The 22,775-nt window shown below is 55.7% G+C and carries 21 protein-coding genes; 6 read left to right on the plus strand and 15 right to left on the minus strand.

The window, feature by feature from the left end; all coding sequences use genetic code 11:
* Nucleotides 1–21 precede the first annotated feature (21 nt).
* From icd to QWV57_RS13995, 3 genes are all read right to left on the minus strand, one after another.
* Nucleotides 22–1,293, minus strand: coding sequence for an NADP-dependent isocitrate dehydrogenase (icd, locus tag QWV57_RS13985; RefSeq protein ID WP_011232209.1), 1,272 nt, complete (start codon nt 1,291–1,293; stop codon nt 22–24).
* Between the two features lie 72 nt (nt 1,294–1,365).
* Nucleotides 1,366–2,484 (minus strand): citrate synthase, encoded by a 1,119-nt coding sequence (citZ, locus tag QWV57_RS13990; protein ID WP_015375586.1) that lies wholly within the window; start codon nt 2,482–2,484, stop codon nt 1,366–1,368.
* A 441-nt stretch (nt 2,485–2,925) separates the two neighbouring features.
* A complete protein-coding gene (locus tag QWV57_RS13995; protein ID WP_015375587.1) occupies nt 2,926–3,381 on the minus strand; it encodes a DUF441 domain-containing protein in 456 nt (151 codons plus the stop codon).
* A 93-nt stretch (nt 3,382–3,474) separates the two neighbouring features.
* On the opposite strand from QWV57_RS13995, the gene ytvI reads away from it, so the two are divergent.
* Nucleotides 3,475–4,593, plus strand: coding sequence for a sporulation integral membrane protein YtvI (gene ytvI, locus QWV57_RS14000; RefSeq protein ID WP_015375588.1), 1,119 nt, complete (start codon nt 3,475–3,477; stop codon nt 4,591–4,593).
* Between the two features lie 142 nt (nt 4,594–4,735).
* On the opposite strand, the gene pyk is transcribed toward ytvI, so the two are convergent.
* The 6 genes from pyk to dnaE all read right to left on the minus strand — a co-directional run bounded on the left by pyk (nt 4,736) and on the right by dnaE (nt 13,564).
* On the minus strand, nt 4,736–6,499 hold the full coding sequence (gene pyk, locus QWV57_RS14005) for a pyruvate kinase (protein ID WP_015375589.1): 1,764 nt from the start codon (nt 6,497–6,499) through the stop codon (nt 4,736–4,738).
* Nucleotides 6,500–6,526: 27 nt separating this feature from the next.
* Nucleotides 6,527–7,486, minus strand: a complete 960-nt coding sequence (gene pfkA, locus QWV57_RS14010; RefSeq protein ID WP_015375590.1) for a 6-phosphofructokinase — start codon at nt 7,484–7,486, stop codon at nt 6,527–6,529.
* 179 nt (nt 7,487–7,665) lie between these two features.
* Entirely contained in the window at nt 7,666–8,643 is a 978-nt protein-coding gene (accA, locus tag QWV57_RS14015; protein WP_011232215.1) for an acetyl-CoA carboxylase carboxyl transferase subunit alpha, read from the minus strand.
* On the minus strand, nt 8,628–9,500 hold the full coding sequence (gene accD, locus QWV57_RS14020) for an acetyl-CoA carboxylase, carboxyltransferase subunit beta (RefSeq protein ID WP_025949478.1): 873 nt from the start codon (nt 9,498–9,500) through the stop codon (nt 8,628–8,630). Before accD ends, accA begins: the two co-directional genes overlap by 16 nt.
* Before the next feature lie 39 nt (nt 9,501–9,539).
* Nucleotides 9,540–10,223, minus strand: a complete 684-nt coding sequence (locus QWV57_RS14025; RefSeq protein WP_081132763.1) for a FadR/GntR family transcriptional regulator — start codon at nt 10,221–10,223, stop codon at nt 9,540–9,542.
* A gap of 59 nt (nt 10,224–10,282) precedes the next feature.
* On the minus strand, nt 10,283–13,564 hold the full coding sequence (dnaE, locus tag QWV57_RS14030) for a DNA polymerase III subunit alpha (protein ID WP_301099969.1): 3,282 nt from the start codon (nt 13,562–13,564) through the stop codon (nt 10,283–10,285).
* Between the two features lie 115 nt (nt 13,565–13,679).
* Between dnaE and ytrH the strand changes: the two genes are divergently transcribed.
* The gene (gene ytrH / locus QWV57_RS14035) at nt 13,680–14,021 is read left to right on the plus strand and encodes a sporulation membrane protein YtrH (RefSeq protein WP_011232219.1); all 342 of its coding nucleotides are present in this window, start codon (nt 13,680–13,682) and stop codon (nt 14,019–14,021) included.
* On the plus strand, nt 14,018–14,521 hold the full coding sequence (ytrI, locus tag QWV57_RS14040; protein WP_081132764.1) for a sporulation membrane protein YtrI: 504 nt from the start codon (nt 14,018–14,020) through the stop codon (nt 14,519–14,521). The genes ytrH and ytrI overlap by 4 nt, the downstream gene beginning before the upstream one ends.
* Nucleotides 14,522–14,842: 321 nt before the next feature.
* On the opposite strand, the gene QWV57_RS14045 is transcribed toward ytrI, so the two are convergent.
* A complete protein-coding gene (locus tag QWV57_RS14045; RefSeq protein WP_013524308.1) occupies nt 14,843–15,790 on the minus strand; it encodes a DHH family phosphoesterase in 948 nt (315 codons plus the stop codon).
* Between the two features lie 100 nt (nt 15,791–15,890).
* Between QWV57_RS14045 and QWV57_RS14050 the strand changes: the two genes are divergently transcribed.
* Entirely contained in the window at nt 15,891–16,199 is a 309-nt protein-coding gene (locus QWV57_RS14050; RefSeq protein WP_013144507.1) for a YtpI family protein, read from the plus strand.
* 84 nt (nt 16,200–16,283) lie between these two features.
* On the opposite strand, the gene QWV57_RS14055 is transcribed toward QWV57_RS14050, so the two are convergent.
* A complete protein-coding gene (locus QWV57_RS14055) occupies nt 16,284–17,591 on the minus strand; it encodes a CBS domain-containing protein (RefSeq protein ID WP_129447155.1) in 1,308 nt (435 codons plus the stop codon).
* Between the two features lie 116 nt (nt 17,592–17,707).
* Nucleotides 17,708–18,388: a metal-dependent hydrolase gene (locus QWV57_RS14060; protein WP_021322125.1), complete on the minus strand. Its 681-nt coding sequence runs from the start codon at nt 18,386–18,388 to the stop codon at nt 17,708–17,710.
* A gap of 139 nt (nt 18,389–18,527) precedes the next feature.
* Between QWV57_RS14060 and QWV57_RS14065 the strand changes: the two genes are divergently transcribed.
* Nucleotides 18,528–19,622, plus strand: coding sequence for a M24 family metallopeptidase (locus QWV57_RS14065; RefSeq protein ID WP_060788527.1), 1,095 nt, complete (start codon nt 18,528–18,530; stop codon nt 19,620–19,622).
* 325 nt (nt 19,623–19,947) lie between these two features.
* Here the strand turns inward: QWV57_RS14065 and ald are convergent, their stop codons facing one another.
* The 3 genes from ald to QWV57_RS14080 form a co-directional block, all read right to left on the minus strand.
* Entirely contained in the window at nt 19,948–21,066 is a 1,119-nt protein-coding gene (gene ald, locus QWV57_RS14070; protein WP_129447153.1) for an alanine dehydrogenase, read from the minus strand.
* An 89-nt stretch (nt 21,067–21,155) separates the two neighbouring features.
* Nucleotides 21,156–21,920 (minus strand): SDR family oxidoreductase, encoded by a 765-nt coding sequence (locus QWV57_RS14075; RefSeq protein ID WP_301099970.1) that lies wholly within the window; start codon nt 21,918–21,920, stop codon nt 21,156–21,158.
* Nucleotides 21,921–22,016: 96 nt separating this feature from the next.
* The gene (locus tag QWV57_RS14080; RefSeq protein WP_164977992.1) at nt 22,017–22,157 is read right to left on the minus strand and encodes a hypothetical protein; all 141 of its coding nucleotides are present in this window, start codon (nt 22,155–22,157) and stop codon (nt 22,017–22,019) included.
* 112 nt (nt 22,158–22,269) lie between these two features.
* On the opposite strand from QWV57_RS14080, the gene QWV57_RS14085 reads away from it, so the two are divergent.
* Nucleotides 22,270–22,716, plus strand: a complete 447-nt coding sequence (locus QWV57_RS14085; RefSeq protein ID WP_301099971.1) for a universal stress protein — start codon at nt 22,270–22,272, stop codon at nt 22,714–22,716.
* Nucleotides 22,717–22,775 lie beyond the last annotated feature (59 nt).

The raw sequence follows: 22,775 nt of genomic DNA on the forward strand, positions 1-22,775 counted from the left end.
GCCATCCCTTTCCTTCAAAGGTTAGTCCATATTGCGGATGAGCGCATCAGCAAATTCGGAGCATTTCACTTCCGTCGCCCCTTCCATCAGGCGGGCGAAGTCATACGTGACGATTTTCGCAGCGATCGTTTTCTCCATCGCTTTGATGATCAATTTCGCTGCTTCGTTCCAACCAAGATGCTCAAACATCATGACGCCCGAGAGAATGACGGACGATGGGTTGACTTTGTCAAGCCCTGCGTATTTCGGCGCCGTGCCGTGCGTCGCTTCGAAAATCGCGTGGCCGGTTTCGTAGTTGATGTTTGCCCCCGGCGCGATGCCGATGCCGCCGACTTGAGCGGCCAGCGCGTCGGAAATGTAGTCGCCGTTTAAGTTCATCGTCGCGATGACGTCAAATTCGCGCGGACGCGTCAAAATTTGTTGCAGGAAGATGTCGGCGATGACATCTTTGATAATGATTTTGCCGGACGCTTCCGCATCAGCAAGCGCTTTGTTCGCCGCTTCCTTGCCTTCCGTTTCAACGATTCGGTCGTATTGCGCCCACGTGAACACTTTGTCGGCGAATTCTTCCTCCGCCAGTTCATAACCCCAGTTTTTAAACGCGCCTTCGGTGAATTTCATAATGTTTCCTTTATGAACGAGCGTCACCGACTTGCGGCCGTGTTCGATCGCGTAGTTGATCGCCGCGCGCACAAGCCGTTTCGTCCCTTGTTCGGAAATCGGTTTAATGCCGATGCCGGACGTTTCCGGGAAGCGGATTTTGCGCACGCCCATTTCGTTTTGCAAAAAGTCGATGACTTTTTTCACTTCCGGCGTGCCTTTGGCATATTCAATGCCAGCGTAGATGTCTTCCGTGTTTTCCCGGAAAATGACCATATCGGTGTCTTCCGGGCGTTTCACCGGCGACGGAACGCCTGGGAAGTAGCGAACCGGGCGCAAGCAGACAAACAGGTCGAGCTCTTGGCGGAGCGCGACGTTCAGCGAGCGGATGCCGCCGCCGACCGGCGTCGTCAACGGCCCTTTAATGGCGATTATGTATTCGCGGATCGTCTCAAGCGTTTCATCCGGAAGCCAGCTGCCCGTCAGCTTGTACGCTTTTTCACCAGCGAGCACTTCCTTCCAAACGATTTTTTTCTCACCTTTGTACGCTTTTTCCACCGCTGCTTCGAGCACGCGCGAAGCGGCCGCCCAAATGTCCGGGCCGGTTCCATCCCCCTCGATGAACGGAATGATCGGGTTGTTCGGAACGTTGAGCACACCATTTTGGACTGTAATTTTTTCTCCTTGCGTCACGAGCAAAACCCCCAATGCAGTTTTTTTATAAAAAGGCGTGAAGGCGCGCCTTCACCGCCTTGTCCACTTGTTTTAGCCGCGCTCGTCGATCGGCACGTACGCCCGCTTGCCTGGGCCGGTGTACTCAGCGCGCGGACGGATGAGACGGTTGTTGTCGTATTGTTCCAAGATGTGAGCCAACCATCCCGAGGTGCGGCTGACGGCAAAAATCGGCGTAAACAAATCATGATCGATTCCTAAACAATGGTAAACCGAGGCGGAATAAAAGTCAACGTTTGGCGGCAGCGCTTTTTCCGATGTGACGATTTCTTCAATCTTCGTCGACATTTCATACCAATGCGGCTCGCCGACGAGCTTCGTCAGTTTTTCCGACATTTTTTTCAAATGTTTGGCGCGCGGGTCGCCTTTTCGGTAAACGCGATGGCCAAAGCCCATAATTTTTTCTTTGTTGGCGAGCTTTCTGCGGATGTATGGCTCGACGTTGTCGACCGTGCCGATTTCCGTCAACATTTTCATCACCGCTTCGTTCGCCCCGCCGTGAAGCGGCCCTTTCAAGGCTCCGATCGCCGCCGTGATGCCGGAATACATATCGGACAGCGTGGCTACGCAGACGCGCGCCGTGAACGTCGACGCGTTCAACTCGTGGTCGGCATGCAGCACGAGCGCCTTGTTGAACGCTTCCGTGGCGATGTCGTCTGGTTCTTTGCCGGTCAGCATGTACAAGAAATTGGCGGCAAAGCTCAAATCTTTGCGCGGCGCAACCGGTTCCAACCCTTTGCGCACGCGGGCGAAGGCGGTGACAATCGTCGGGATTTTCGCCTGCAGGCGAATGGCTTTCCGATAATTCGCCTCTTTCGTCATCACATCCGCCTCTTCATCATACAAGCCGAGAAGCGATACCGCGGTGCGCAAAGCCGCCATCGGATGCACCTTGTCAATCGGATACAGCTTGAAGTGTTCAATGATTTCATTTGGAATTTCAGCGTTTTCCGCCAACTGTTTCTTTAATTCCTCAAGCTGCTCTTTCGTCGGCAGTTCGCGATGCCAAAGCAAATAAACGACTTCTTCGAAGGAAGCGTTTTCGGCTAAATCGTCAATGTCATAACCGACATACGTCAACGTGTCATCGATGATCGAACTGATGCTTGAAGTTGTGGCCACAACTCCCTCTAACCCACGGGTTACTGTCATGTTCAATCTCCCCTTCTCTTCATAAGTTCCGGCCATAACGACCGATGGCCGATGAGCGCTTGCTCGAAATGGAGGCAAAAACAAACGCGCGCGCGAAAGTGCTTACATGACGCCGGCGGCAACCGCCCCGTCGCAACAGCTGTACAATGCTTGGCCGAAAACTCACTCACGTTTATTATTATAAACAATTATCAGACTTTTGTCAGCTGTCACACGTCAAAAGAAATGGCTCTTCACCACAACATGTACTTGACAAGCAATACAGCTTCCTGCACAAAGATTTGAAAAAATCACTGATTTGTTGATTTTCCCTTACAAGCGTAAATAGAGTTCAGAAAAAATCAAGTACAACTTTTGGTGAAGAGCCAAAGAAATGATGATCAGGAATAAAATAGAAATCCATTCATCTCAAAACGGAGGATCCCACACGCCGCCTGGTGATCAAAAATATTCTACCATTTTGATGACCGTATAGGCAATGCCAGCGCCGATCAATGGACCAACCGCCACCCCATGAAACAGCGAAACCGCGAGGATGGTTCCGAGCACAAGCGCCGCTGTCATATGCGGGTCATGGGCAAGGAGCGTTACTCCATTTTTGGCGATCAAGGCGACAAAAATGCCAGATGCGAGCGCCACCCAGGCCGACAACGACTGCAAAGAGCCGACAAGCTGCCGAAAGCCGATCTCCCCAGAGGCGATGGGAGCGAGCACGGCGATCGTAATGACCGTCACTCCCCAGTTGATCCCTTTGGACTGAATGATCGGCAGCACTTTTTGATCCAAGCTGACAAGTTTGATGGCCAACAGCACAACGACGGCGACAATAAGCGACTTGTTTTTCGCAAGAAAGCCGAGCGCAAGCAACAACAATAAAAACAACACCGGTTCGTTCACGGTCGTCCGTCCTTTCCTATGAAACTTGTCTTTTTGCTTCCCCGTAAGAAAACGTGTAATATATCAATATGGAACGTCGTTGGAGGTGAAACATTGTCCCGAGTTTATGTTGATCGCTTTTTGCGCTTTTTTCTTGTCATCGCCGCTGTCGCGCTCGGCGCCATCGCTGCGTACTACATCGCGACGGTGACGTATCCGTTCATCATCGCCTTTTTCATCGCGATGATCATCAACCCGCTCGTCGATGCTTTGGAGCGGAAAGCGAAAATGCCGCGCTGGCTCGCGGTCAGCGTCACGCTCATCATGTTGTTTGCCGCGGTCGCCGGCTTGGTCACGCTTCTTGTTGCCGAAATCGTTTCGGGAACGCAATATTTAGCCCGCGTCGTGCCGGAAAAATTTCAAGCATTGATCACGTATATGGAGACGTTCGTCGCCGACCAAATCATCCCGATTTACAAAGATTTGGCCGGGATGTTTAAAAGTTTAAGCGCCACCCAACAGGATACGATTATGCAAAACATTCAAGCCGTCGGAAAAAAAATGGGGACGACGGTTGGTGAATTTGTCCAAAGCATCCTGCAAAACATTCCGCAGCTTCTCGCCTGGCTGCCGAATGCCGCGACCGTGTTTATTTTTTCGCTGTTGGCGACGTTTTTTATCAGCAAAGACTGGCGGCGTCTCGTGCGCATGGCGCAGCAATGGCTGCCGACGAAAGCCCGCACAAGCGGAAAAACGGTGTTTCTTGATTTAAAGCGGGCGCTGTTTGGCTTTATCAAAGCGCAGGCGACGCTCATTTCGATTACGACGGTCATCGTGTTGATCGGCTTGCTTATTTTGCGCGTCGATTACGCCATTACGATCGCATTGATCATCGGGTTCGTCGATCTTTTGCCATATTTGGGAACGGGGATTGTATTTGTTCCTTGGATCATTTACACCATGGCTAGCGGCGACATTCCGTTTGCCATCGGATTGGGCGTGCTGTATGTCGTCGTCCTCGTCCAACGGCAAATCATGGAGCCGAAAGTGCTTTCTTCAACGATCGGCCTCGATCCGCTCGCCACGCTCATCGCCTTGTTCGTCGGCTTCAAGCTGCTCGGCTTTCTCGGCTTGATTGCCGGCCCCGTCGCGCTTGTCATCATCCGCACGCTCCATAGCGCCAATGTTTTTCGTGATCTTTGGCGCTTTATTATCGGCAAGCCGACCACGTAATCGAAGGGAGCTGTCTCAAAAGCTCGGCTTTCTATAATAGGAATACAATCTTTCGTTTCACAAAGATGTTTAATGGGTATACAGGACGATGCGAAAGGGTGTCCCGCTGCTTTTGGGACACCCTGTTTTGCTGCAACGTCCGTTACAACACGCTCGCATGGCCGCGGTAGACGGCGCCAAAGCCGCCATCGACCGTGATCTCTTGCCCATCTTTAAACAAGCTTGTGGCATTTTCCACCCCGACGACGACCGGAATGCCAAGGCTTAAGCCGACGACCGCCGCATGGCTCGTCAACCCGCCTTCCTCAGTAATGATCGCCGCTGCTTTTTCGAGAGCCGGCATCATATCGGCATCGGTGCTGATGGTGACTAAAATGCCGCCCTCTACCATTTTTTGGCACGCCTCTTCCGCCGTTTTGGCGACGACCGCCTTGCCGAATGCCGACTTGCGGCCGATGCCTTGCCCTTTGGCAAGCAAGTCGCTGATGACGTGCACTTTCATTAAGTTCGTCGATCCCGTTTCGCCGACCGGCACGCCGGCCGTGATGACGACCAAGTCGCCGTGCTTCACCAAGCCGGAGCGCACTGCCGCGTCGACCGCCACATCGAGCATTTCATCGGTTGTATTGACATGCGGTGCTTCTTTCGTATACACGCCCCAAATGAGCGCCAGCCGCCGCGAGACCGCTTCGTTTGATGTCACCGCGATGATCGGGGCTTTCGGGCGGTATTTCGCCACCATCTGCGGCGTTTTTCCGCTCACCGTCGGCGTCACGATCGCCGCGACATCCAAATTGAGCGCCGTGTGGGCGACCGATTGGCCGATGGCATCGGTGATCGTCGTTCGGCTCTCTTTCGTGCGCTGGGACAAAATGTCGCGATGCTCCAGCGCCTGCTCGGTGCGGAGCGCGATTTGGTGCATCGTCCTTACCGCTTCGACCGGATACTGGCCGGCTGCGGTTTCTCCGGAAAGCATGACGGCGTCGGTGCCGTCAAAAATGGCGTTGGCGACATCGCTCGCCTCAGCCCGCGTCGGCCGCGGATTGCGCTGCATCGAGTCGAGCATTTGCGTCGCCGTGATGACCGGCTTGCCAAGCATGTTGCACTTTTTAATGAGCATTTTTTGAATGAGAGGCACTTCCTCAGCCGGAATCTCAACGCCAAGGTCGCCGCGCGCCACCATGAGGCCATCGGCGGCTTCCAAAATTTCATCGATGTTGGCGACGCCTTCTTCATTTTCAATTTTCGCGATAATTTGGATATGTAAGGCGTCATTCGCCTCGAGCAGCTCGCGGATTTCGAGCACATCAGACGCCCGGCGCACAAACGAGGCGGCGATGAAGTCGATGCCTTGACGGATGCCAAATAAAATATCGGCTCGGTCCTTCTCGGTGATGCCCGGCAAATTGACACGCACGCCGGGGACATTGACCCCTTTTTTGTTTTTGAGCACACCGCTGTTTAAGACGGTCGTGACAATTTCTCCAGCTTGCTTGTCGACTGCGTTGACTTCAAGGCCGATCAACCCGTCGTCCAGCAAAATTTTCGAACCAACGGACACATCATCGATCAGCCCCGGATAGGTGACAGAAATTTTTTCCGGCGTGCCGAGCACTTCGCTCATCGAAATGATGAGCTTTGCCCCTTCCTTCAGTTCGATGGCGCCGTTCTCCATATTGTGCGTGCGGATTTCCGGACCTTTCGTATCGAGCAAAATGGCGACCGTTTGGCCCGTCTGCCTCGCCGCCTCGCGAATGTTGGCGATGCGCCGCCCGTGTTCCTCATGATCTCCGTGCGAAAAGTTGAGGCGCGCCACGTTCATCCCCGCTTCGATCAATTGCACGAGCTTGTCTACGCTCTCGCTGGCCGGCCCGATCGTACAGACGATTTTCGTTTTCCGCTTCATCACTTCTTCTTCCTTTCCCCTCGGGAATTAAATCGACAGCTCTTTCGACAATGTATACATCCGCTGATCGACCGTATGTGTTTTCGCCAACGCTTCGGCAATGTCATGGTCCACGATTTGGTTGTTTTGAATGCCAACGCAGCGGCCGCCTTTGCCTTCAAGGAGCAGCTCGACCGCATGGGCGCCGAGGCGGCTCGCTAACACGCGGTCAAACGCCGTCGGCGATCCGCCGCGCTGCACATGGCCAAGCACCGTCACGCGCGTCTCAAAGCCGGTCGCCTCTTGAATTTGCCGTCCGAAGTCGACGCCGCTGCCGACTCCCTCGGCGACGATGATGATGCTGTGTTTTTTGCCGCGTTCATGGCCGCGCTTCAAGCGAGCGATGATGTCGTCCATGTCGTAGTCCGCTTCCGGAATCAAAATCGTCTCCGCCCCTCCGGCAAGCCCCGACCATAGCGCAATATCGCCGGCATGGCGGCCCATCACTTCGACGACGTACGTCCGCTCATGCGACGTCGCCGTGTCGCGGATTTTGTCAATGGCGTCAATGACCGTATTGAGCGCGGTGTCAAAACCGATCGTGAAATCGGTGCCTGGAATGTCGTTGTCGATCGTCCCGGGCACGCCGACGCACGGGAAGCCGTGCTCCGTCAATTTTTTCGCCCCTTGATACGACCCGTCGCCGCCGATGACGACCAGCCCTTCAATGCCGTGCTTTTTCAGCTGCTCGATCCCCTTTTTCTGTCCTTCTTCCGTCTTAAACTCCGGGCAGCGCGCGGTATAAAGGATGGTGCCGCCGCGATGGATGATGTCCCCGACGTCCCCGACTTCCAGCTTTTTGATATTGCCGGCGATCAACCCGGCATACCCGTGGTAGATTCCGTACACTTCCACCCCATGGTAAATCGCTTTGCGGACGACAGCGCGAATGGCCGCATTCATGCCCGGCGAGTCGCCGCCGCTTGTCAACACACCAATCCGTTTCATCATTTCCACCTCGTTTGCATTGAATTGCACACGTCCGACCTCATACGTCTTCTTGAACATCCCTAATGTACCATGAACAACAGCGGAACACAATACAGAAGCGATCGATGAAACGGCTTACAAAAGTGGATTTTTTCACGATAGAACAAAGCTGTCCCGCGACGGAGACAGCTTTTTCCTTATCTTGCCCGAATCGTTTCCGGCAAAAACGACACTTGGCCCATTTGTTTAAATTTTTCATAGCGCTGCCGGACGAGCTCTTCGCCGTCAAGCGCCAACAGCTGTTTGAGCGAACGGCGCAGCACGCGGTCAATTTCTTTTGCCTGCTCGTCGGCGTTGCGATGAGCGCCGCCTTTGACTTCTGGAATGATTTCATCGATGACGCCGAGCGCCTTTAAGTCATGAGCGGTGATTTTCATCGTTTCCGCCGCCCGCTGCGCCAATGAGGCGTCTTTCCACAAAATCGCCGCCGCCCCTTCCGGCGAGATGACCGAGTACGTCGAATTTTCCAGCATATGGATATGATTGCCGACGCCAAGGGCAAGCGCCCCGCCGCTTCCGCCCTCTCCGATGACGATGCAGACGACAGGCACCGTGAGCCCAGCCATTTCAAACAAGTTGCGGGCGATCGCCTCGCTTTGCCCGCGCTCTTCGGCCGCTTTGCCCGGGTAGGCGCCTTTCGTGTCGATAAAGCAGATGATCGGCCGCGAAAACTTTTCTGCCTGCTTCATGAGCCGCAGCGCCTTCCGGTATCCTTCCGGATGCGGCATGCCAAAGTTGCGGCGCAAGTTTTCTTTCGTATCTTTGCCGCGCTGGTGGCCGATGACCGTCACGGGGAGTCCGTCGTATTTGGCGATGCCGCCGACGATCGCCTCGTCATCGCCAAAGCAGCGGTCGCCGTGGCACTCAAGAAAGTTCGTAAACAACCGCTCGATGTAATCGAGCGTCGTCGGCCGCTGCGGGTGGCGGGCGATTTGCACGCGGTCCCACGGCGTCAAATTCGCATAAATCTCGTTTTCCAGCTTGGCGAGGCGCGCCTCAAGCTTTTCGATTTCCGCCGATAAATCGACATCCGCCGTTTTCATGAACTCTTTCAACTCTTGAATTTTGCGGCGCAGCTCGACAAGCGGCTTTTCGAATTCTAATTCCGCCACCATCCCTCTTCCCCTCCTTTTTGATGAAGATCCAAGACGACCGCAAGCGTTTCTTTCAGCTCGTGGCGGTGAATGACGGCATCAAGCTGCCCGTGCTTCAGCAAAAACTCCGCCGTCTGGAAATCGTCCGGCAGCTCTTCGCGCACCGTCTGCTCGATGACGCGGCGGCCGGCAAAACCAATGAGCGCCCCCGGCTCGGCAAAGTTATAATCCCCAAGCGAGGCGAAGCTCGCCGATACACCGCCGGTCGTCGGGTGGGTCATGACGGAGATGAACAAGCCGCCGTCGTTGCTGAACCGTTTGAGCGCCGCGCTTGTTTTCGCCATTTGCATGAGGCTCAACACCCCTTCCTGCATGCGGGCGCCGCCGGAAGCGGTGAAAATGAGAAACGGCATCTGCTGTTCGCGCGCTCGTTCGACGGCGCGGGTGATTTTTTCGCCGACGACCGAGCCCATGCTGCCCATGCGAAACGATGAATCCATGACAGCAATGACGAGCGGATGGCCATAAAGCGCTCCTTCGCCGGTGACGACCGCCTCGTTCAGCCCTGACTTGCGCCGGTCTTCTTCCAGTTTTTCGATGTAGCCCGGAAAGCCGAGCGGATTGACCGAGATCATATCGGCGTCATACTCGCGGAAGCTGCCGTCATCAAGAAGGCTTGCAATCCGTTCACGCGCCGGCATCGGATGATGGTAGCCGCAGCTTAGGCAAACGCGCAAGTTTTTGATCAACTCTTTTGTATACATAATTTTCTTGCATTGCGGACATTTCGTCATCACGCCTTCCGGCACTTCATGCCTCGCTTGTTCTGAAGGCAACGGTGCATACTTTTTCTTTTTCACAAACAAGTCTTTCCACACGAGGGAGCCCCTCCTTTGCGTTTTCGCCTCTCTACTACTTTATCGAAAATGGACATCATTGTTTGTCAAACGATGTCCGGCCCGTTTCGACAACGGCGAAGGCCGTTGCGCCTCCCAGACGGCGACAGTCTCCGCCGGATCTTGCCTTTCCAAAGCGGCGAGCAGCTGTTCATAACCGGCGTCAGCAAGGGGCGGCTCGGGCGCAAATGAAGCGGCAAACCCCGACAGCACCCGCCAAATGCGGGCGAGCAAAACATTGCCAGCCGCTTCCACCACCGTCTCGAAAAACCGCGCGAAATCAATCGGTTTTTGACGAACGATTTTTTTCAACTCGTCTACGTCCTCCGCGCTCCGGCGCCGACACGCAAGGGCAAGCAACAGGCGCTCGATGAGCCATTTTGTTTCCGCCAAATCGGCCTTTGCCCGTTCGTTTTCCAACAAAAACATCGCCAACAGGTCGATCAGCTGGTGGCTGCCAACCTCACGCCTATACCTCCCCTCACCGCGCCGCGTTTCAATCAAGCCGAGAAATTCAAGCGCCCGCAACGCCTCGCGCACCGATGAACGCCCGACGCCGAGCCGTTCGGCCAGCTCGCGCTCCGACGGCAGCTTGTCGCCAGGGGCTAAGTTGTCTTCCGCCATCATGCGGTGGATATGTTTCAACGTCTCGGCATACACGTTCTCCTCTTTGATACAATGACCCCTCTCCTTCGCTTCATCCACTGGTCTGACCACCTAATGGTTATACGATATAACAAAATAGCGAAATAGTAAAGGGTGACTTATTTGACAGCGACGCGCCCAGCACCGAATAGAGAGAGCAATTCGTCGACAAGCGGCGCGGTGAAGTCAACCGCATACCGTTCCGGCAGGCGGAGAAGCTTCCGCTTCGCTTCGTCGTATAAATAAACCGGAATGCTTCCGTGGTGTTGTTCGAGCAGCTGCTTCAACGCCGCAAGCCGCGGTCCATCCGATAGCGCATGGCCTGCGTTAATATACAGCGCTGACACGAGCAGGCGCTCGGCGCGGCGAATGATGAGCTGACGCCGTCCGCCGCGCACCTCAATCGTTCCGGCAAGCAATACAAACTGTCCTTCTTTCAATACGTCCGCCGCGCGGCGGTAAACGTTCGGAAACGCCACCGCCTCCAATTCCCCGCTCTCATCGCCGACGGTGAAAAACGCCATTTCTTCACCCTGCTTTGTCCTCGTTTTCCGTATGCGGACGACCGCTCCCCCGACTACAGTTGACGGACCTTGCACATCGGCAACACACACCGCCCCCGCCGCTTGCAGCAACGGGCGGCACACCGCCGCCGGATGCGGGGTGACGGCGAAGCCAAGAAACTCCGCTTCCCGCCGCCGCCGTTCGGACAAAGGCCACGAATGTGCGGCAGCATATTTCGGTTTTAACGACAGCCCTCCGGCTTGCAGCGCCTGAACCCATTGCGCATGTTCGATCGCAATGTCAATGCTGGCAAGAAGCGAAGCCCGATCTGCACCGAACTCGTCAAACGCCCCAACGGAAATGAGCGCCTCGAGCGCCGGGCGCCCGAGCCCTTTTGGCAGCAAGCGAGCAGCGAAATCAAAGAAGTCGGCAAACGGTCCGTTCGCTTTCCGCTCCTCGACAATCAGCTTCGCCGCCGAGCCGACTTGCTTCACCATCGCGAGCCCAAGGCGAATGGCGCTCCCCTCCACAAAAGAGCGAAAACCGCTTTTGTTGACCGACGGCAAAAGGACGTTGATCCCTTTTCGCGCCGCCTCCCAATAGTACACCGCCGCTTTTTCTCGGTCGCCGGAAGCATTGGTGAGCATGACCGCATAAAAACAAAGCGGGTAATGAGCTTTCATATACGCCATCGCATACGACAACAGCGCATAGCTGACCGCGTGGCTTCGGTTGAAGCCGTAATCGGCAAAGCGGACGATGTGTCGGTACAGTTCCTCGGCGACTGCTTTCGGATAGCCGTTCGCCACGCAGCCGGCGACAAACGTCTGACGCTGCTTAGCAAGCAGCGCTTTCTCTTTTTTCGCCACCGCCCGGCGAAGCACGTCCGCTTGTCCGAGCGAAAATCCGGCAAGCCGGGCGGCGATTTGCATAATTTGCTCTTGATAGATCAATACCCCGTATGTCGGCGCTAAAATCGGCGCAAGGTCAGGATGGATGTATTCAATCGGCTCCTCGCCGCGCTTGCGCCGGATGTAAACGGGGATCATTTGCATCGGCCCCGGCCGATACAAGGCATTGACGGCGACGACATCTTCAAACTCAGACGGCCGCAGCTCGGCGAGCACGCGCTTCATCCCGCTTGATTCGAGCTGAAAAATGCCGTTTGTATCTCCAGCGCCAAGCAGCGCGTACGTTTTTTCATCATCAAGCGGCAACGTGCGGATGTCAAACGGCTTTCCGGTCTGCCGCTCGATCAAACGCACGATCTGCTCGATCAACGTGAGCGTGCGCAAACCGAGAAAATCAATTTTCAGCAATCCAAGCGCTTCAAGCGCCCCCATCGCGTATTGCGTCAGCGGCCATTCGCCATGGCTTGGCTGCAGCGGCACGAAGCGAACGAGCGGCTCCGGGCTGATGATGACACCAGCAGCGTGGATCGACGTATGGCGCGGCAGCCCTTCCAGTTTTTGCGCAACAGCCAGCCACTCTCTCCCTTGCGGAACCGCTGCCACCGCTCGCCGAAAAGCGGCGGACTCGGCATGCCATTGGCGGAGCGTCACACTTTGTTTGCTCGGCAAGAGCGCCGCAACCTGTTCCGCCTCCCGCCCAGGGACGCCAAGCGCTTTGGCCGTCTCGCGCAGCGCCGCTTTGGCGCCGAACGTGCCGAACGTAATGATTTGCGCAACGCGGTCGCGCCCGTATTTATCCGCCACATAGCGAATCACTTCTTCGCGCCGGTCATCAGGAAAATCCAAGTCAATATCCGGCACCGACGCCCGCTCCGGATTTAAAAACCGTTCAAACAAAAGCCCATACTTGATCGGATCGACATCGGTGATCGACAATGCGTAGGCGACAAGCGACCCGGCCGCCGAACCGCGGCCCGGGCCGGTTAAGATGCCGCGCCGGCGGGCGTAGGCGAGCACATCGGCGACGATCAAAAAATAGTCGCTGAAATGAAGCGACTGAATCACATCCAGCTCATGCGAAAGCCGACGCCAGTAGCGCTCATCGGCCGACGGCACGCGTCGGGCGAGCCCTTGTTCCGATAAGCGGCGCAAATAACTGTCGGCCGTCTCTCCGTCCGGAACAGGATACGCCGGCAGCCGCCAGCCGCCAAACTCGATCTGCAGCTCGCATTGATCGGCGATCGCCAGGCTGTTCTCGAGCGCCTCCGGCAAGTCCGCAAACCGGCGCGCCATCTCCTCTGGCCCCGCCAAATAGCGGCCGTTATCGTCCTCAATGTCAGCGAGCAGCGCGCCGCGGCCGATGGCCTGCAAGCAACGCCACGCCACGGCATCGCTGCGCTCCACGTAACGGACGTCGTTCGTCGCCACGATTGGGACGCCGGTTTCCTCCGCCAGCTGCAACAACCCGGCTTCATATGGGGCTCGCGTTTGCTCGCCGCGCTGAACGGCGACATACAGCCGTCCTGGAAACAGCTGATGATAGCGGCCAAGCGCCTCTTTCGCCCGCTCCCATTCGCCGGCGGCTACAAGCGACTCGACGCGTCCCTCGCTTCCGGGAGTGATGGCGATGATGCCGCCGCTTAAGCGCACAAGAGCGGCTTCCTCCATATGCTTTGTTTCCCCCATTTGCATCATGGTGCTGATTTCAAGCAAATGGCGATACCCCTCTTCATTGGCGGCCAACAGCACGAGCGGGAACGCTTCCTCCCCAGAAAGAGCGACATCAGCCGTCACGCCGATAATCGGGCGAATGCCGTTCTGCTTGCATTCCCGGTAAAACGGAATAGCGCCATACAACACATTCCGGTCCGTGAGCGCGAGCGCTTGATAGCCGAGCTGTTTCGCCCTCGCTGCAAGCGCCTCCACCGCCGCCGCACTTTGAAACAAACTGTATCCGCTCAACACATGCAAGTGAACGAACATCATGACCATCCCTCCCTCATCCGTGCGCTTGACGGGCGAAAACTTTTCTTTCGGCTACATACTCCGTCCACCCTATTGATATACATAGATAAGAGAGAAAGAAAGGGCGGGGAAACGCATGAACGAAAAAGCAGCCTTCTTGCCGGCGTTTATTCAAAGCTATTTTATCGCCGTCGGCGTGCTGCTTGGCGGCGCCATCATCGGCGCGCTCGGCGCGTTTTTGAGCGGCGGCCAGCCGCTGACGGCCATGTACCGATTTGCCGGCGATTTGCGCATTTGGGCGGTCGTCGCCGCCATCGGCGGGACGTTTGACACGTTTTACGTCGTTGAGCGAGGGCTGTTTTTAGGGGAAACGAAAGACATCGTGCGGCAATTTTTGCTCATTTTGTCCGCCATGGGCGGAGCACAGACCGGAGTGGCGATCATCACGTGGCTGACACAGGAGCACATTTCGCCATGAGAATTCCTCCGTATTACCAATACCCGTCATGGCAGCGCTTTTTTGCCGGCGCGGCGATCGGAGCGCTCATCAGTTGGTTTGTCTTTTTGTATATGTTCGGCGTCTTGCAGGAAAAACAAGTGCGGCACGTCAATGAGCTCAACGAACAGATCGCCGATTTGCAAAACGAAATTCGCATTTGGCAGGAAGACTATATTCATTACAATAAGGAAATGAAAAAAAAGCTGACCGTTCAGGACGTTTCCGTCCATCTCGCCAACGCCGAGCAATATAAACTTGATTCATACACGACGTTTCGCATTGAAGACAGCGTCAAAGAAGATTTGTCCCATTTGATTACGAAAGATATCGAAACGGTGTACAACAGCCGCGAACTGATTGAGCGGGCAATTGAAAACAAAACGTATACGATCCACGAGAAGACATACCGGCTTGAACTTCACACACTCACGATCTTTACCTTGTTGGCCGTCGAAGTGAAACTGACGCCGCTTTCGTAGAGCGCGCCTTGCCGCCCCATTCCGCCGCGGTGGAGTGCCAAACAAGCGCGTCTTGCGGGAAAAGAGGGTGTCCCGAAAGCCTTCGGGACGCCTTCTCCTATCAACATGACGCTTCATTTGAAACAACAACTTTGTGACATACTCCCACCACCTACGCTTCGCTTAGAGGTGGGGGCTTCTCGGGTAATCCCCTCTCATGATGGGAAGTTGACCGAGCGATCCCCGTGTGCCCCACGGTTTTACTGAAATTCACCTCCCACTTTCATTTCGTTTAGAAGTGGGAGACTTCTTTCGGAAAGATGTTAAAACCACCCGTTTCCGTCACCGCTCAGCCCGACAGACCGCTTTTACGTCTTCAATCACGCGATCCGCTTCCTCCCAAGAAGCAATGGACGCACCGGCTGCGAGCGGATGGCCGCCGCCGCCGTAGCGTTTGGCGACCACATTGATGACCGGCCCTTTGGAACGGAAGCGGACGCGGATTTCCCGTTCTTCCTCAATGAAAAACACCCAGGCGACAATGCCGTCAATATTGCCGAGCAAACTGACGAGCTGCGACGCCTCAAGCGGGGTGACGCCGTATTCCTCAAGCAGCGCCCGCGGCATTTTCACAGCCGCCACCCCTTCCTCGATCATAAAGTTCGACAACACATAACCGCTTAAGCGGGCGAGCGGCAAGCTCGTCCGATACAATCCGTCGTACAATTCCGTCAGCGAAAAGCCGTACGAAATGAGCTCCCCAGCGTAGCGGAACGTTTTTTCACTTGTGCGCGGAAACAAAAAGCGGCCCGTATCGCCGACAATGCCGGCGTAAATGAGACGCGCCGCCTCAACGGTCATCGTCAACCCTTCCTCTTTCCCCGCCAAATAAAACTCATAAATCATCTCGCTTGTCGAACTGGCGGCGGTATCGACCCACATAATGTCGCCATACGGCGTGTCGTTCGGGTGATGGTCAATTTTAATGAGCTTTCGCCCGAGCCGATAGCGGCTGTCGCAAATCCGCTCCTCATTAGCTGTATCGCAGACGATCACGAGCGCCTGCGCGTACACAGAATCATCAATGACATCCATGTTCCGCAAAAACGACAGCGACGGATCGTCCGTTCCGACCGCGTACACCCTTTTTTTCGGAAACGACGCCCGAAGCAACGCCGCCAACCCGCCTTGCGACCCGTACGCGTCCGGGTCCGGGCGAACGTGGCGGTGGATGATGATCGTGTCAAATTCACGAATCGCATCAAGAATTTGTTGATGAACCGGTTTCATTCGTTCTTCCCCTTTAGTCACCTGTCATATTCAACCGCTGGCATTTTTCCCTGCTTCTATGTACAATGAAAAAAGAAATGAACAACGGAGGGACCCAACCATGCCAGCCTTGGTTATTTTCATTATATTTTCCTTTTCGTTTTACGTCTATTATAAAATCCGCTACGTCCGCTCCCATCGTCCGATGGAACGCCGCTTTCTCTCAGCGAAATCGAGCATGGCGCTTGGACTGTTCGTTGCCTTGTTCGGGATCAACCAATTGTTTTTGTATCAGACAACCGTGACCTATATCATCTGCGCCATTTTTATCGCCTTAGGCTTCGGGAGCGTTTGGGCCGGCTACCGCGCCTACCGCTGCTATCTGCCGCAGGCGGTCGAAGAGGCAAAGGAAGCGGCAAAACAAGGGTAATACCGTTTGGCGTATGCGCCGGCCAACGATAAAGGAAAAGGATGTTCCCATAAGGAAGTGGACATCCTTTTTTTCCTTTACCGTTTATCGGTCGATCAGCTGGCACATCATCATGGCTTTGCCGACAAGATCGCCTTCGTTATACACTTCGACATCCACTTTGCCGAACTTGCGCCCGAGCTCTAAAAGCTTTGCCCGCACGTCGACCGTGCTGTCGATTTGCACCGGCTTGATGAAGTAAATCGTGATATTTTCCATCACCAAATCGCCGCGTTTGTACGCGCGAAGCATGCGCGCCGCTGCTTCGGTGACGATTGTCGTAAACACGCCGTACGAGAGCGTCCCTAAATAGTTCGTCATCTGCGGCGTAATCGTGCAGCGAAACAGCGTTTCTTTGTCGCCTGACTCACGAAACTGGGCGGTGATGAGATCATCGATCGTCTCCCCGACTTGCGGCTGACGCTGCGCCATTTGCAGCGCTTTTAACACGTCTTGGCGGCTGATGATCCCTTGCAGCCGGTTATAGTCATCCACCACCGGGAGAAGCTCAATTCCTTCCCATACCATAATATGAGAAGCAAACGCCACTGACGTTTTTCCGTTCACCGTAATCGGCTGCTTCGTCATCACCTTTTCGATCGGCAGCTGCCGGTCGACATCCAGCACGTCTTTTGCCGTCACAACCCCTTGCACTTTCAGCTCATCATCGATGACCGGGAACCGGCTATGGCGCGTCTCTTTGTTCAACGCATACCACCGCTCAATCGGATCATGGATGCGCAAGTACGCTGTTTTGTCAAGCGGAATGAGAATATCCTCGACCAACACAATTTCTTTTTTGATGAGCTGGTCGTAAATCGCCCGGTTGATCATCGTCGCGACCGTAAACGTGTCATAGCTCGTCGAAATGATCGGCAGCTGCCGCTCATCGGCGAGCTTTTTCACGTGGTCGGCCGTGTCAAACCCGCCGGTGATGAGCACGGCCGCCCCCGCCTGAAGCGCCAGCTCGTGCGCCTTCGTCCGGTTGCCGACGATAAGCAAATCCCCTGCGCCCGTATAGCGCATCATCGCCTCCAGCTGCATGGCGCCGATGACAAAACGGTTGAGCGTCTTATGCAGCCCTTCACGTCCGCCAAGCACTTGGCCGTCCACAATGTTGACAACCTCAGCGTACGTAAGCTTCTCAATGTTTTCCTTCCGTTTCTTCTCAATCCGGATCGTGCCGACGCGTTCAATCGTGCTCACATACCCTTTGTTCTCGGCGTCCTTGATCGCCCGGTACGCCGTCCCTTCGCTTACGCCCATTTCCTTGGCGATCTGCCGGACAGAAATTTTCTCGCCGATCGGCAGCCGGTGAATGTATTCCAAAATTTGCTCGTGTTTTGTCGCCAACGGTTCTTCACCCTTTACGCATTGTTACCTCCATTATACAGGGCGCAGCGGCGGGGATTCAACGGTCGCGCCGGCCATCAGAAAGCGCCCTTCCCGAAGCGGGAAGGGCGCCTCTGTTACAGCTCGATGCTTTCCCCCGGTTTCAACGCGCGGCCGACGCCCGGCGGGAGGAGCGAGACGAACCGCTCGGGGTCTTGGGCGATCGGCGGGAACGTGTTGTAATGGATCGGCACGACGAGTTTCGCCCCGAGCCACTCGGCGGCGACCGCCGCGTCTTCCGGCCCCATCGTGAAGCTGTCCCCAATCGGCAAAAAGGCGACATCGATGTTATGGCGCTCGCCGATCAGCTTCATGTCGGAAAACAGCCCAGTGTCGCCGGCATGGTAGATCGTTTTGCCTTCGGCCGTGAACAAAATGCCGGTCGGCATGCCTAAATAAATGATTTGCTTGTCGTCCGTCACAAACCCGGAGCTGTGGAACGCCTGCGTGAACTTGACCGTGCCAAAGTCAAATTCGCGCGCCCCGCCGATGTTCATGCCAAACGTCTCGACGCCTTGCCAGCTTAAATACGTCGCCAGCTCAAATGTGGCCACGACAAGGGCGTTGTTCCGCTTGGCGATTTCAACCGTATCGCCGACATGATCCCCGTGCCCGTGCGTCAACAAAATGACATCCGCTTTCACATCCGCCGCGTTCAAATCGGTCGTCGTATTGCCGGTGATGAACGGGTCGATCAAAATCGTTTTTCCGTTCGTCTCAATGCGGACGACCGAATGGCCATGGTAGCTGATTTTCATCGTCACATCTCTCCTTTCCACTACACATGATTCGCCGCCGCCCATCCATTTCCTTCTTTTCCCGCCTGTCCATTTACAAACGGCCCGTTTCTTGATACGCTCAAAATGGACGATCACGAAAAAAGGAAGGAAGGGAACGATGAACCAACGGCTGCAAGCATTTTCCTCTTGGCTTCAACAACAACATAGTTCATTCGCCTTCATCACGTCAAGCGCCAACGTCTTTTATTTGAGCGGATTTCGGTGCGACCCGCACGAGCGGCTGCTGGCGCTTTTGGTTTTCCCTGACAGCGAGCCCGCGCTCGTCTGTCCGCAAATGGAAGCGCCGCGCGCCCGCCGGAGCGGCTTTGGGCATACGGTGATCGGCTACGACGACAGCACTGACCCGTGGAACGAGATCCGCCGCCATCTCGAAGCGCGCGGCATCAAGGCCGTCTCGATTGCCGTTGAGAAAAACGATTTGTCGTTCGCCCGTTTCGAGCGTCTCTCGGCATTGTTTCCAAACGCCAAGTGGCACGACGCCGAAGAAAAGCTGCGCCAGCTTCGCCTGATCAAGGATGAGCAGGAAATGAAGGTGTTGCGCCAGGCGGCGGAACTTGCCGACAAAGCGATCGAAATCGGCGTCTCGGCCATCCGCCCGGGCGTGACGGAGCTCGAACTTGTCGCCGTTATTGAATATGAGCTGAAAAAACTCGGCGTTGAAGGGATGTCGTTTCCCACGACCGTGCTCACGGGCGCAAAATCAGCCGATCCGCACGGCGTGCCGGGAACGGCGGCGGTCGCACCGGGGGATTTCGTGCTGTTCGATTTAGGCGTCATCGTCGATGGGTATTGCTCCGACATTACCCGCACCGTCGTCTGTCAGACGGCAAGCGACGAACAGCGGCTCATTTACGATACCGTTCGGCGCGCCCAGCAGGCGGCGATCGACGCCTGCCGCCCGCAAACCGCGATGAAGAAGATCGACCGCGCCGCCCGAAACGTCATCGAACAAGCCGGCTACGGAGACTATTTCACCCACCGCGTCGGGCACGGCTTAGGGATCGAGATCCACGAATACCCATCGCTTCATGGCGCCAACAACGAACCGCTCGCCCCCGGCATGGTGTTTACAATCGAACCGGGCATTTACGTCCCATCCATCGGCGGCGTGCGCATTGAAGACGACGTCGCGGTCACGGATCATGGGGTTGAGGTATTGACGTCGTTTTCGAAGGAGTTGATCATGGTTTAACATCTTTCCGAAAGAAGTCTCCCACTTTGAAACGAAGTGAAAGTGGGAGATGAATCTCGGTTGGCGTCAGCCAACGAATAGGATAGAATATGGCTAGAACGGACACCTTCGGAACGAAGGGAAGCGTAAAGGGTTCTTGTGTGTGGCTTACCGTTCGGCGAACACACACAAGTCGCTTGAAGCCCCCATCTCTAAGCGAAGCGTAGGTGGTGGGTAGTTCACCGAGAGAGGCCATTGGCAAAAGCTGTCCACCGGCTCGATCCCCAAGCCGATTCGGACAGCTTTGTTTTCTCATCGCCATCAAGGCGGCTCCATCTTCATGGTTTCATCCCTGCAGCAACGAATGAACATCCGTATACGGCATGTTGTGCGCCGCCGCGACCGCTTCGTACACGATATGCCCGTCGAGCGTGTTGATCCCTTTTAACAGCGCCGGGTTATCCAAGCACGCGGCGCGGTAGCCTTTGTTGGCGATTTGCAAGGCGTATGGGATCGTGACGTTCGTAAGCGCGAATGTCGACGTGCGCGGCACCGCGCCCGGCATGTTCGCGACGGCGTAATGGACGACGCCGTGCTTGACGTATGTCGGATCGTCGTGCGTCGTGACGCGGTCGGTCGTTTCGAAAATGCCGCCTTGGTCAATGGCGACGTCGACCAACACCGAGCCTGGCGTCATCGAGCGCACCATCTCTTCCGTCACAAGCTTCGGCGCTTTCGCCCCCGGGATCAAGACGGCGCCGACGACCAAATCCGATTCCCGCACGCATTCGGCGATATGATACGAGTTGGACATCAACGTCGTCACTTGGTCGCCGAACAAATCATCGAGCTCGCGCAACCGCTCGGCGTTAATGTCCAAAATCGTCACGTCCGCCCCGAGGCCGACCGCGATTTTCGCCGCGTTCGTCCCCGCTGTGCCGCCGCCGATGATCGTCACTTTGCCGCGACGCACCCCGGGCACGCCGCCAAGCAAAATGCCTTTCCCACCGTGCGGCTTCTCGAGAAACTGGGCGCCGACTTGCACCGACATGCGGCCGGCGACTTCACTCATCGGCGTCAACAGCGGCAGCGAGCCGTTCGCAAGCTGCACCGTCTCGTAAGCGATGCCGACCACTTGCTGCTCGACGAGCGCTTTCGTGAGCGCTTCGGCCGCGGCTAAATGCAAATACGTAAATAAAATGAGCCCTGGACGGAAATAGCGGAACTCCTCAGGCAGCGGTTCTTTCACTTTCAACACCATCTCCGCCGCCCAGGCATCTTCCGCTTTTGTCACGATCACTGCCCCGGCTTTTTCATATTCAGCGTCAGAAAACCCCGACCCAGCGCCGGCTTCCGTCTCCACATACACGTCATGCCCCGCTTTGACGAGCGTCATCACGCCTGCCGGAGTGATGGCGACGCGGTTTTCATTGTTTTTGATTTCTTTTGGAATGCCGATCTTCATCACTTTTTCCTCCTTTTTCCTTCCCGCTTCTCCTTTTATTGTGCCCCGTTTCGCGCAAAAGCAAACGAAAAAAGGAGGAGGCGCTGTTCTCAACGGAAAAGGTGGCGGTAAATGACGTTCGCTCCGCCGGTGACGTCAATGACGGCGCCGGTGATGAAATCCGAGTCGTCCTCGCATAAAAACGCGATGACGCGGGCGATATCTTCGCCAGTCCCCGGGCGCCCGACCGGCGTTTCCGCATCCCTTCTCACGCGGGCGTCGGCGATCCCCGCCTCTTTCATGGCGCCGACAATGTTGCCTGGGCACACCATATTGGCGGTAATTCCATATTCCGCCTCTTCCAGGGCGATCGTTTTCGTCAGCGACACCAACCCGACTTTCGCCGCGCCGAACGCCGAACGGTGCACCCAGCCGGGGGCATCCGCCGCTCCTTGAAATCCGTACGTAATGATGCGGCCAAACCGCTGTTTTCGCATAATCGGGATCGTCCGCCTCACTAAATGGAAGACCGAGCTCAAATTGCCTTCAATCATTTCGTACCATTCGTCTTCCGTATAATCGGCCAGCTTTTTCCGCTCGAAAATGTAGGGGCCTGCGTTGTTAATAAGGCAGTCAATGCGGCCGAACCGCTCCATGGCGGCGTTCACAAGCGCCGCTAAATCGTTTTTGTCCGTCACATCTCCCTGCACAAACTGGAGGCGGTCAGCGGCGCCGCGATACTTCTCGGCAAGCGAGCGCACCGCCTGCTCATCGCTCCGGTAGTTCACCGTCACCGAGTAGCCTTGATCAAGCAACAGCTCCGTCACCTTTCTCCCCAATCCTTTCGCTCCGGCCGTGATCAACGCATGCCGCACCCTTCTCCCTCCTCGTCGCGATTTGCGGTCTCATTTTTACTTTACTACAAACAAGGGGGAATACAAAAAAATAACCATAGCGCATGGGCGCCATGGTTATTCGCCGACTTCGCGGCGCGGGTCGTAATACGATTCGTCATCGTCAATGATGCCGCTCTCGTACGATTCGGTAATTTGTTCGGTGATCGTCCGTACTTCCTCTTCATCGTACTGCCAGTCGTTATGCCGCTTTTCCATCGCCCTTCCTCCTTCTTTCACAAAATCTCAATATATGGCCTAGTTTCTCGTCAAAGGGCGATGGGTATACCATATATAGAGATAGCATTTTTCACCAAAGGGAGGGGAGAACATGACCATGACCTACCAAACGATCGTCGTCGCCGTCGATGGCTCGAAGGAAGCGGAATGGGCGTTCAAAAAAGCGGTTCAAATCGCCAAGCGAAACGGGGCGAAACTCATTTTGACCCACATCATCGACTTGCGCGGCTTTACGACCGTTGAAGCGCACGATTATGCCCTCGCCGAACGTTCGGAACAGTATGCGAACGAATTGCTTGAGCGGTATAAAAACGAAGCCGTCGCCGCGGGACTCGACGATGTGGACATCGCGGTCGAATTCGGCTCGCCGAAAGTGAAAATCGCCAAAGACGTCGCTCCAAAATACAAAGCCGACCTCATCATTTGCGGGGCGACCGGGTTGAACGCGGTCGAGCGGTTCCTGATCGGCAGCGTCTCGGAAAACATCGTCCGCCATGCGAAATGCGATGTGCTTGTTGTGCGGACGCCGAAAGAATAGCCTTCCGCGCTCAACGAATGCATCCATTCTCTGTGCCGCCGGTGAATGCCAAAAAAGAA

This window comes from Geobacillus zalihae (genome assembly GCF_030414215.1).
GTDB lineage: Bacteria > Bacillota > Bacilli > Bacillales > Anoxybacillaceae > Geobacillus > Geobacillus zalihae.